Source organism: Ruegeria sp. SATB027 (genome assembly GCF_059613825.1).
Genome location: NZ_JBXWTH010000034.1, coordinates 42,040 through 53,797 on the forward strand (window position 1 = coordinate 42,040; position 11,758 = coordinate 53,797).

9 protein-coding genes are annotated in these 11,758 nt (G+C 57.1%); 6 read left to right on the top strand and 3 right to left on the bottom strand.

Going from position 1 to position 11,758, the window contains the following annotated elements:
- Positions 1–1,485, bottom strand: coding sequence for an NAD(P)/FAD-dependent oxidoreductase (locus AC2FPW_RS08960; RefSeq protein WP_496813364.1), 1,485 nt, complete (start codon positions 1,483–1,485; stop codon positions 1–3).
- Positions 1,486–2,156: 671 nt separating this feature from the next.
- On the opposite strand from AC2FPW_RS08960, the gene rfbF reads away from it, so the two are divergent.
- The 6 genes from rfbF (at position 2,157) to AC2FPW_RS08990 (ending at position 8,651) form a co-directional block, all read left to right on the top strand.
- The gene (gene rfbF / locus AC2FPW_RS08965) at positions 2,157–2,930 is read left to right on the top strand and encodes a glucose-1-phosphate cytidylyltransferase (RefSeq protein ID WP_394444067.1); all 774 of its coding nucleotides are present in this window, start codon (positions 2,157–2,159) and stop codon (positions 2,928–2,930) included.
- Entirely contained in the window at positions 2,927–4,006 is a 1,080-nt protein-coding gene (gene rfbG, locus AC2FPW_RS08970; protein ID WP_496813365.1) for a CDP-glucose 4,6-dehydratase, read from the top strand. Before rfbF ends, rfbG begins: the two co-directional genes overlap by 4 nt.
- Positions 4,003–5,235, top strand: coding sequence for a methyltransferase domain-containing protein (locus AC2FPW_RS08975; protein ID WP_496813367.1), 1,233 nt, complete (start codon positions 4,003–4,005; stop codon positions 5,233–5,235). Before rfbG ends, AC2FPW_RS08975 begins: the two co-directional genes overlap by 4 nt.
- Complete coding sequence (locus AC2FPW_RS08980) at positions 5,235–6,113, top strand: NAD-dependent epimerase/dehydratase family protein (RefSeq protein WP_496813369.1); 879 nt, start codon at positions 5,235–5,237, stop codon at positions 6,111–6,113. The genes AC2FPW_RS08975 and AC2FPW_RS08980 overlap by 1 nt, the downstream gene beginning before the upstream one ends.
- Positions 6,110–6,511: a GtrA family protein gene (locus AC2FPW_RS08985; protein WP_496813370.1), complete on the top strand. Its 402-nt coding sequence runs from the start codon at positions 6,110–6,112 to the stop codon at positions 6,509–6,511. The genes AC2FPW_RS08980 and AC2FPW_RS08985 overlap by 4 nt, the downstream gene beginning before the upstream one ends.
- 103 nt (positions 6,512–6,614) lie before the next feature.
- Entirely contained in the window at positions 6,615–8,651 is a 2,037-nt protein-coding gene (locus AC2FPW_RS08990; protein ID WP_496813371.1) for a B12-binding domain-containing radical SAM protein, read from the top strand.
- 35 nt (positions 8,652–8,686) lie between these two features.
- On the opposite strand, the gene AC2FPW_RS08995 is transcribed toward AC2FPW_RS08990, so the two are convergent.
- Entirely contained in the window at positions 8,687–10,738 is a 2,052-nt protein-coding gene (locus tag AC2FPW_RS08995; RefSeq protein WP_496813373.1) for a glycosyltransferase family 39 protein, read from the bottom strand.
- The gene (locus AC2FPW_RS09000; protein ID WP_209507460.1) at positions 10,735–11,718 is read right to left on the bottom strand and encodes a glycosyltransferase family 2 protein; all 984 of its coding nucleotides are present in this window, start codon (positions 11,716–11,718) and stop codon (positions 10,735–10,737) included. Before AC2FPW_RS09000 ends, AC2FPW_RS08995 begins: the two co-directional genes overlap by 4 nt.
- Positions 11,719–11,758 lie beyond the last annotated feature (40 nt).

Sequence of the window (11,758 nt, forward strand, 5' to 3'; positions counted from 1 at the left end):
TCAGAGCGCAGTGCTTTTACGAAAGTTTTTTTTTGGCGCAGCCGTTTTCTTGGGGTTGGCTTCAAACTCTTCATGGTAGGAGCGTTCCACATTCACGTCCCAGACGTCGTAGTTCTCGCCCATGATATTGCGGGCGGCATACATCGCCGACAGCATCGAATGATCCTGATTGTTATAGCGGTGCAGACCATTGCGACCCACGGTCTGGAAGTTTTCCAGCGTTTTCAGCCAGTCACTGACCGTGTCCAGTGCCTCTTTGTATTCGCTGTCATAGACCGGATAGGCCTTGGGTTGCCGGATAACCGCACAATCGATGACATCACTGGCTTTGGCCAGACCAAGCTTTTCAAGTTCCTCACTGGCGAGGTGTTTGAGATCCTCGTCGGAGGAGGACCAAAGCCCGTCGCCCTTCTGGCAGAAATATTCCATCCCGATCGAGGCAGTATTCTGGTCGGGTAGCATTTCCTTGGACCAGGCGCGGAAATTCTGAATGCGACCGACCTTCACCTTGGGACTGTGGATGTAAATCCAGTTGTCCGGGAACGGATCGGCGTGATCCAGAATCAAGGTCACAATCAGGAAATCGCGATACTTCAGGCGATCGGCAGCCTCGACCACCTCGGGCGGTGGTGGTGGATCAAAGGAATGGATCAGATCGCGCACGGCCATCGAATTGATGAATTCCTCACCCTCGACCCGTTCGGTTGTTTTATCACCGTTTTCGTCCCAATGACGCACATCAATCGATGTGACGCGGTTGCCATCGCGGTTCACCTTCACCACTTCGGAACGGGTTTCGACCGAACCGCCCTTTTCCTGGATCAGATCGCGGGTCTTTTCCCACATCATGCCAGGGCCCAGGCGGGGATATTGGAATTCCTCGATCAGGCTGGCCGTATCATTGGCACCCGAAATCGCATTCCAGACCGCCTTGGGCAGGGACAGGTTCTTGATCCGCTGCGCGGCCCAGTCGGCCCGGATTTCCGACGGTGGAATACCCCAGACCTTCTTGGTGTAGCTGTGGAAGAAATGCATGTAGAGCCGTCCGCCAAAGCGGTTGATCACCCATTCTTCGAACGTGTCTTCCTGCGGTTTTGGCCGCAGCTTCCATTTGATGAAGCTGCCGATGATCTTGTAGGTCTCGTAAGGGCCGATATTGCCCAAAGCGTTGAAGATCCGGAGCGGATAATCATAGAACTTGTTGCGGTAGAAGATGCGGCTCAGGCGTTGCACGGTGATGAAATCATCCCCCATCACCTCATGCCACATGTCCTCGACCTCACGCACCTTGGTGAAAAACCGGTGCCCGCCTATGTCAAAGCGATACCCTTTATGCGTTTCAGTTCGGGAAATGCCGCCCACCATATCCGAAGCTTCAAAGACCCGGAGAACATGTGTGCCGCTCAATTTTTGCAGTTCATAGGCGGCTGTCAGCCCGGCTGGGCCGCCACCGATGACTACAACGGGAACAATATCTTTTTTCAAATGACTAACACCCATACCAAAACACTTACCTAAGGCTACAAGAGGTTATCCGGGATTCACAACAAAATCCTGTCAGCCCCTTAAACAGAGTGCCTGAGTTTTGATGCCCGGCCTTTCGTACAGAAAATCGGCACCCTGATTAGACGAACCGCACCCGCTGTCCATCCCACAGAGAGAGGGGGCAGATGCGAACCAGATCGCCTGTGTCGAAAACCGGTTCAAAATTGGTGAAAACCTCTGTCTCCTGTATAGTCCCAAACTGCATGTGCTTTTCCCAATAATTTGAATCGTAACGATGTTTTCCGACCGGTATAGCTTTGTCAAAATTTCCCGCAGGTGTGAAATGTGCATTTGGTTCGCGCAATTCTGATACAACATGTACGACCCTGAATATGAGCTCCTTTGAGCGCTATCTCTGTGATGTTCTTCACTGGATTGCCCGGCTGAAAGGGCGCATCAACAATATCGTCTCTTTCTCCCCATTGTGTATGGTTGAGCGCCAAGGCAACAGGAAATTCAGTGCCTCACGACTCGTGGCTTTGTGAATCTTGACAGGGTGGCGGCGCTGTCGTCCTAATGCGTGCGAATGTTTGCAATAACCCGGATGCCCAGATCCGGGTTAAGACGAGTGTATTGGTAGCCAGTCTCGTTGTTAACGAGGGAGCAATTTTATGAAGTGCGTTATTCTGGCCGGCGGCTTAGGCACGCGGCTCAGCGAAGAAACCGTCAAGATACCAAAACCCATGGTCGAGATCGGTGGTAAGCCGATCATCTGGCATATCATGAAAATCTACGCGGCCCATGGCGTCACGGATTTCATCGTCTGCCTGGGGTACAAAGGTTATGTCATCAAGGAATTCTTCGCGAATTTCTTTCTGCACAACTCGGACGTTACGATCGACCTGGCCAATGGCGGTCTTGAAATTGCAAACAGCAAGTCAGAACCGTGGCGCGTGACATTGATCGACACCGGAGACGACAGCCAGACTGGCGGGCGACTTCGCCGGGTCATGCATCTGCTCAAGGATGAAGAAGCGTTCTGCCTGACCTATGGCGACGGTGTTGGTGATATCGACATTCGGGCCGGGATCGATTTTCACCGGGCGCATGGCAAGCTCGCAACCGTCACGGCAGTTCCTCCGCCCCGCCGCTTCGGCCAGCTCGAGCTGCAGAGCAATCAGGTCCTGAATTTCTCTGAAAAACCCGTCGGGGATGGTGGGCTGATCAATGGCGGGTTTTTCGTGCTGTCCCCCAAAGTGGGCGATTACATTGACGGCGACGATACCGCCTGGGAACGCAGCCCCCTGATGAACCTGACGCGCGATGGCGAGCTGATGGCCTTTGAACATAAAGGCTTCTGGCAGCCCATGGACACTATTCGCGAACGCCAGGAACTGGAAGAACACTGGGCCACAGGCAATGCGCCGTGGAAAATCTGGGAATGAGTGCGAGCGCGTTTTCCGGACGTAGGGTGCTTGTAACCGGGCATACCGGCTTCAAAGGCGCCTGGCTGGCTGCCTGGCTGGCCGAGGCTGGTGCAGAAGTCGCCGGATACGCCCTTGCCCCCGAAACGAAACCCGATCTCTGGACATTGCTGGATCAGCGCAAAATAAGGTCGGTCACCGGCGACCTGAATGATCGCGCGGCCCTGGACCGGATCATCGCGGAAACCGACCCTGAATTCGTCTTTCATCTGGCGGCGCAATCCCTGGTCCGGCGATCCTATCGCACTCCGGTTGAGACCTTCGCCACCAATGTTCTGGGCACGGTTCAGCTTTTGGACGCACTGCGTGCAGCCCCGAGCCTGCGCGCGGTGGTGGTGGCAACTTCGGACAAGGCCTACGAGAATGTCGAACAGGTCTGGGGCTATCGCGAAACCGACCCGATGGGCGGGCATGATCCGTATTCCGCGTCGAAGGGTGCGACCGAAATTGCGGTCGCAGCAATGCGGCGCAGCTATTATTCACCAGATGCTGCCGATCCACATCCGGCCCGGATTGCCAGCGCACGCGCGGGCAATGTCATTGGCGGTGGCGACTGGGCCGAAGACCGTTTGGTTCCCGATATCGTGCGCGGCTGTCTGAGCGATGAAGGACGCGTCATATTACGCTATCCCGGCGCAATCCGCCCCTGGCAACATGTTCTGGAACCTCTCAGGGGGTACATGATGCTGGCCCAGAAGCTCGAACAGGACGCCGCCTACGCAGCGGGCTGGAATTTTGGCCCCGAACGTGACGATGAACGCCCGGTTCTGGATGTAGCCCAGGCGGTCATCAAGGCGCTTGGGCAGGGCCGGATCGATATCGATACCCCGGCGGATACGCCGCATGAGGCCAAGATGCTTCGGCTGGATGTATCGCAGGCGCGCGCGCTGCTTGGCTGGCGCCCGGTCCTGAGTTTTGACGACACCGTCAGGCTGACGGCAGACTGGTATGCGGGCTGGGCCCGCGGCACTCCGGCAACCGAGCTGTGCCACGCCCAGATTGCCGAATTCGAAACACTGAGTATGAGACAGGTATGACCGGCACGACCCATCCCACCTGCCGCCATTGCGGCGCGGATCTTGAGATGACGCTTGTCGATCTCGGACTGTCCCCTCTGGCCAATTCCTATGTCGACCCCGCGAAAGCGGACAAACCGGACCCGGTCTATCCGTTGCACGCCCGCGTCTGCACCGAATGCTGGTTGGTTCAGGTGGATGATGTCGTACCGGCGGAAGAGATTTTTTCGACCGATTACGCCTATTTCTCCAGCTTCTCGGACAGCTGGCTGGCCCATTGCCGGGATTACGTGGAAAAAATGGTCGACCGGTTCGATCTCGGACCGGATGATCTGGTGATCGAGATCGCCTCGAATGACGGATATCTGCTGCAGTATTTCGTTGAAAAAGGCATCCCGGTTCTGGGGATCGAACCTTCAGGCAATGTGGCGGCGGCGGCGCAGGAAAGGGGTGTGCGCACGCTGGTCGATTATTTCGGCGAGGCGCTGGCCCGAAAGGTTGCTGCGGTCGAGAAACCTCCGGCCCTGATTGCCTCGGCCAATGTGCTGGCGCATGTGCCTGACATCAACGATTTCGTTGCCGGCATCGCCACGCTTCTGACGGGGGACGCGGTCTATACAGTTGAATTTCCGCACCTTCTGAACCTGATCAAAAGCGTGCAGTTCGACACGATCTATCACGAACATTATTCCTATCTGTCGCTGCTGGCGGTCGAGACAATCTTTGCCAAGGCGGGTTTGCGCGTCTTCGACGTCGAAGAGCTGCCGACCCACGGCGGATCGCTGCGGGTGTTCGCCTGCCTTGAAGGGGCCAGCCACCCCGAAGGGCCGGGCCTGGCCAAGGTCCGCGCGGATGAGACTGCGGCACAGTTCGACCGGCCTGAAGGTTACATGAATTTCACCACTCAGGTCGAAGCGCTGCGCGATGGGTTGCTTGCCTTCCTGCGTGAAACAAAGGCGCGGGGCGACACGGTTGCCGCCTACGGTGCCGCTGCCAAGGGCAATACGCTGCTGAACTATGCCGGGATCGGCCCCAATCTGATCTCTTACTGCGTCGACCGCAACCCGGCCAAACAGAACACGCTGCTGCCCGGCAGCCATATCCCCGTGCATGGGGTCGAAGCCCTGCGCGAGGCGCCGCCGGATTACGTGCTGATCCTGCCCTGGAACATCCGGGATGAGGTCATCGGGCAACTGTCCGACCTGAAGGTACGGTTCGTGACCGCCGTGCCGGAAGTCAGGATCAGCTGATGGCACGGGTTCTGCTGACCGGCGCAACCGGATTGATCGGACGCGCGACGGTTCCGGCTCTGACACAGGCGGGCCATGAGGTGGTGACGCTGGGCCGCAACCCGGCAAACGACATCCCCTGTGATCTGCTGGACCCCAGCGCCACCACAGCAGCTCTTGAAACAGCTCGCGCCAGCCATCTGGTTCATCTGGCCTGGCATGACGGACCACGCGACCGCTGGGCTTCCCCGGCCAATCTGGACTGGATGGCCGCCACGCTGCACTTGGTGCGGGAGTTTGCGCGCATCAGCGGGCGGCGTGTGGTCTGCGCCGGAAGCTGTGCCGAATATGACTGGTCGGTGCCGGAGCTGACCGAAGCAACGCCTTTGCGGCCCCGGACCCTGTATGGGGCCGCAAAGGCTGCGACCGGTCTGGCGCTGTGCGCAGGCCAGGATGCGCTTGGCTTGTCTCTGGCCTGGGCCCGCATCTTCTTTGTCTACGGACCGGATGAACCACCGGGCCGGTTGTTTGGCGATCTGATTTCAAATCTGAAGATAGGCGAGCCCGTAGATTGCACCGATGGACGACAGGAACGGGATTTCCTGCATGTCGATGATCTGGCGCGCGCGCTGGCGCTTTTGCTGGAAACCAATGTCACCGGTGCGATCAATATAGCAAGCGGCACCGCCGTCCCGGTCCGGCAGTTGATTGAAGAGGTGGCAAACCAGATGCATCACCCTGACCTGATCCGGCTGGGGGCTATCTCCCGCGCGGCAAATGATCCCGACCGGCTGGCAGCGGATGTAACCCGGCTGCGGAACGAAGCCGGATTTACCCCGCAATATGATATCGTCTCAGGGGTGGCGGACGTTCTTTGTACAGAAGGGCCCCACGTATGAAAAAGCTGCTTATTCCCCGAAAGAAATCATTCATGCGCTTCGCTTTGGTCGGGGTACTGAATACGGCGTTTGGTTATGCGCTGTTTACCGGCCTCAGCCTGTCAGGCCTGCCACCCCAAGCCGCATTGGCGATTTCGTTTTCCGGTGGAGTTTTGTGGAACTTCATGACCCACGCCCGGCTTGTCTTCGACACCAAGGGTTTTGGGCGTTTGCCCTATTATGTGCTGTCCTATCTGTTCGTCTACGCGTTCAACGCCCTTTCGCTTGAGGGTTTGCTGTCCGCCGATCTGCAACCGATCATCGCGCAGGGGGTACTTGTTTTGCCCACGGCCATTCTGGCCTTCATCATGATCTCCAGGGTGTTGACGGGTCACTTCCCCTGGCAGCAGAGTGTTTGAAGATGATTGAAAATAACATTCCGGCACATTGGCCATCGAAGTTCAAACCGACCGTGGAGCCTAAAATTTGACATAAGAACTGTACCGCGAGGATAGTTAACTAATGCGTCTTTACCTTGCCGATCTCGGCCATAACCTCGTTACCGCTACGTCGGACACCTATCCGTTGGGTGTCGGCAATCTTGCTACTTTTGCCAAAACCTATGCCAAAAGCCCGGCACCGTTGGAGGTTGCAATCTTCCGCGACCCTCAGGAATTGAAGGCAGCCATTGACGCGGCGGTACCCGACATCATCGGTTTCTCAAGCTATTCCTGGAACCATCATCTGGCCCTGTCCTTTGCGGATTACGTCAAGGCGATCAATCCCAATGTTCTGACCCTCATGGGCGGCCCCAATTTTCCACTGACCGAAGAAGAACAGGACAGCTGGATCCGGACCATGCCACAGATCGACATGCATGTGCGCGGCCCCACCTATGAGGGCGAGCGCGCCTTCCTCAGTACGCTGCAACGGTTCATCGATGTTGGCGCCCGCCGCGAAGGCATGTGGGAAGAGGCCGTTGATGGCGCGCTTTACGTGCACCCGAAAACCGGAGAGATCCTGCGCGGGAGCGAGCCGCCCCGCATCCGCGATCTGGACGAAATCCCGTCACCTTATCTTGCCGGGCTGATGGACAAGTTCTTTGACACCGGCCTGTTTGCATTGATGCAGCTGGCCCGCGGCTGCCCGTTCACCTGTGCCTTCTGCAACTCGGCAGTCAAATCGAACTCGAAAGTCTTCCGCCATTCGTTTGAGCGTACCAAGGCCGATCTGGATTACATCGTGGCCCGCATCAACCACGCCAGCCCCTTGTGTTTTGCTGACGACAATTTCGGCATGTATGTGCAGGACGAAGAGGTGGCCGACTATCTGGGCCATCTGATGGATAAATACGACTGGCCCAAATACATCCGGACAACCACCGGAAAAAACCGCGGCGACCGGATCATCAAGGTGATGCGTAAGGCCAAGGGCCGGTTGCCGATGACCTCGTCGGTTCAGTCCCTGAATCCGGTAGTTCTGAAGAACATCAAGCGCGACAACATCAGCCTGGATACCTATACCGAGGTGCAGCAGGAGCTTCATTCAAAGGGCATGCAATCCTATGGCGAGCTGATCCTGTGCATGCCGGGTGAGACCAAGGAATCCTTTATGGATGCGGTCGACAAGCTGATCGAAACCGGTGTCAGCCGGGTGGCGGCACACCAGCTGATGCTCCTGCATGGCGCGCCACTGGCCAATCCTGACAGCCGCAAAGAATTTGGTTTCAAAACCCTGCACCGGGTCGTTGCCCGATGCCTGGGCAAATATAACGGACCAACCGTGGTCGAGACCGAGGAAATGGTGGTCCAGTCCGAGAATTTCTCGTTCCAGGATTACCTAGATACCCGTGTTTTCCATCTGCTTCTGACGATCTTCTATTATGAAGACAATTTCGAAGAAGCCTTCCAGCTGGCGCGTTCTCTGGACATCCGACCGTTCCAGATCATCAAGCATATGCAAAAGATTCTGGATCAGGCACCGGAGCCGTTCCGCAATGCATTGGCTGGTTATCTGGAAGAGAACCAGGCTGAGCTGTTTGAAACCCGCGCCGATTGCGTGGCCTGGGCGCAGGACAATTACGATGACCTGATCAGCGGTGAACTGGGGGGCAATCTGCTCAGCAAATACTCGATGATTGGCCGGTTCATTGTACTGGACGAAGCGCTTATTTTCCTGAAGCGGGCCATCTCGGACCTGCTGGATGAAGGTGATCACGAAGCGCATGCGATGCTTGATACGATCATCAACTATTACAGCGCCGTGATGCTGCATGCTCCCTTTTCACAGAGTCTGGAGCATGAACCGGTCTGGAGCTCACCCTTCGATGTCGAGGCCTGGCGAAATTCGGGGTATGAAGGCTCCTTGCGTGATTATCAGTTTGACACCCCGCGTGAGTTCCAGACGCAGGTCGATCCTCGTGTGAAAACGACCCTGCTGTCCCGGATCGACACCTTTGGCGAGCATGCCTCGGGGTTGGGCCGGTTCACGCGCACGATGTTTGCCAATGATTTCAGACGCAACTTTGTGGCCGCCGAAAACCAGCACGCTGCTGAGTAATTACGCTCGGGAAAACCCGACTGACCCGGGGCGTGTCAGTCTGCGTCGCTCAGGTAAACAACCTCGCGTCCGGGGAAGGCAGCGATAATGGCGGCGTTCTGATCCGGCCCCAGATCATTGAGGAAGATCGGTTTATTCTGTGGCAGGAACGGATCGTTGAGATAAAGCGCAGACCCTATATCCCCCTTTGTCGAAACAAAAACCAACGCATTGCCCAGATCAGCGGCTTCAACCTGTCGCCTGATGTCACCGTTATATCCGCCATATCCGTCATATTTGGAAACACCGCGCCAGGATGTGAAACTGACAACCGAAATGGCGCAGAGCAATAGAACGACACAATGCAGGCGGCCGCGATACTGCTCGGGCAACCGGTCATTGATCGCCTCGATCCCAGCCGCGGACAAAACCAGGATAGGCAGCAATGCCGTGTGCCAATAGCGCGGTCCGAGGTAGAAGGTGCCTGTGAACCAATAGAAGAACAGAACAGCCACGAGGGCCGCAAAGATCACCAGCATCGCACGGTCAAACCCGGTCAGCTTTTTGCGCCAGATAAAGACGATCCAGAGCGGAACCAGAGATCCGAATGTCCAGCCCAGAAGTTCGAGGTTAAGCGAGGCAATCGCATTGATCAGGTTCAACACGGCTTCGGCGGGACTGTGACCGATCCAGATATCCAGCGCGCCCCAGCTCTGGGCGGGCGGGCCCACATTCTCCCCAAATCCAAATGCGTTTTGCGTGTCCGGCCACAGACGGCTGAGATAGTCGGCTTGTGCGGTCAACAACGGATCGCCCGTGATCGCGTGATTGACCAGAAAAACGACAGACCCGGACAGGATGCCCCCGACACCACAGGCAAGCACTTGCCCGATCCCGGCAGGCAATCGGCGAAGCACCCACAGGCCTGTCAGACCACCCACGATCAACCCGTCCAACGGTCGGGTGACAAACCCCCATCCCAAGGCCAGCCCGGCGGCAAATGCCAGGAATACCGCCCGGCGGGCAGACCCTTCTCCGGCCCGAATCAAACACCACCAGGCCAGTAAGATCGTCACCAGCATAAGCGCGTGGTTCATCAGCGTGGCCCCGACAGCCAGCACCCAGGGTGAGGTTGCCATAAGCAACGCGACCATATCCGCGCGTTCCCGGCTGACAGCCCGGCGGACAATGTCATGAGCTAGCCAAACCGATATCCCGGTCAGGATCGGATTGATCACCCATGGCGCCCCGACCAGCACCCCAAGGCTCAAAACGATGGCCCAGCCCTGTGCCGGAACACTGATCCATTTGCCCTCATGTATTTCGAGAAGATAATATTCCAGTGCGGGGTGTGCCGCTTCGGGCGGGGCCGGAGCCCAGAGCGTGCCCGCCGCAAAGGTCCGTGCCTGAAAAAGATAGGCCAGCTCATCCTCGACATGGGGCACCCGATCGAACGCCGTCCAGGCCAGTATGGCGCTGACTAAAGTCGCAAACACCGCCAAACCAGCCGCCGGGATACGCGGCATGTGATCAGGCCCGACGACAACAAACATGGCCAATAGCGTGGCCAGTTGAACCAGTGACAACATACCGCCAACACCGATCTGCAAGCCATAGGCCACATGATAGCCATAGGCGATATAAGGAGTTGCCGACAGGCTGAAAATCGCGACCAGAACCATCAGCAGAAACAGGCGAAATATCCCCGCTTTGGCGAAAAGACCGCCGATGGCTGCGCGCCCTGAGGGCCGTATGAGAACAACGCCGATCACCGCCGCCTGCATCGCCAGTATCGCCAGCATGATCAGGTTCTCAGGCGGGTCCGCAGAAATCTCAAGGCGTGGAAACCAAAGCGGTTGCGTCAGCCACAGCCGGGCTGCCCCGCCCAAAAGAGCTATTACACTCAGAATGCCAAACAGAACCTGACCACGCAGCCAGAAGAAGCCCAGAAAAAACACCGAAGCCACCACCATGCACCCAAACCATATGCGCAGCTCGGGCAGAGTTGCATTGGTAACCGGTGCGTCAACAGCCCAGGCCGGGCTGGCGCAGAGCGCCATCACAAGCGCAAGGCCGCACCATTTGCCGCGGCTCAAACCGGCAATCATGCCAGACGCTCGTCTCTAGTCAGTGCCGGGTCCCGCGCAGGACCTTCAATGTTGATGCGTTCCTGCTCGGTCACGATGGGGCCCCCGCGTACCTGATTGTGGATCGAGGTGATGTATTCCCCCAACATTCCAATAAACAGCATCTGGATACCTGACAGGAAAAACAGGGATACGATGATGGTTGTCGTCCCGCGCGGCGCCTGATCGGGATTAAAGAAAAACAGAACCGCGGAAATGAGCGAAAACAGAATACAGCCGGCCGCAATCACCAGTCCGCTGATCGTGCAGAACCGCATCGGGGCACGCGTGAAAGAAAAAATAGCATTCAGCGCCTGATCGGTCAGCGCCATCAAGCTGTGCTTGGTCAAGCCGCTTTTCCGCGCCTGCCAGACATAAGGTTTGATGATCCGACGGAAGCCGCAGCTGGCAATGATGCCGCGGATATAAGGGTAGTGGTCATTGTGGGCCAGCACTGCCTCAAGCACTTTGCGGTCAATCAGTTGAAACTCTCCGACCGATGGTTCCAGCCAGACGTCCGACAGACCATTGACGATCCGATAGAAAAGGCCGCGTGCGTTGCGCATCACGAACCCTTCCTCTCGGGTACTGCGGGCACCGGCCACCACGTCATAGCCGCTTTCCCACAACTCGACGAACTCCGGGATCAGCTCGGGCGGGTCCTGCAGGTCAACAGGCAGCATGACAACAACCCCGTCACCAGTGGCATAGCGCAACCCGTTGAAGGTTGACCGGAACACCCCGAAATTGCGGGCATTGACCACCACTTTCACGTCCGAATCCTTTGCGGCGATCTCGCGCAGGATATCCACGGTCCGGTCCGTGGAGGCATTGTCGATGAAAATATGCTCGCGCCTGTAGCCCGGCAGTTCCTTGTCGAAAATCGACTTTACGGTTTCGTAACAATTCGCCACGTTGTCTTCTTCATTGAAGCATGGCGAGACAATGGAAATTGTTTTCATAGCTCTATTTAACATCAAACAGCACCGCTTACCCCAACAA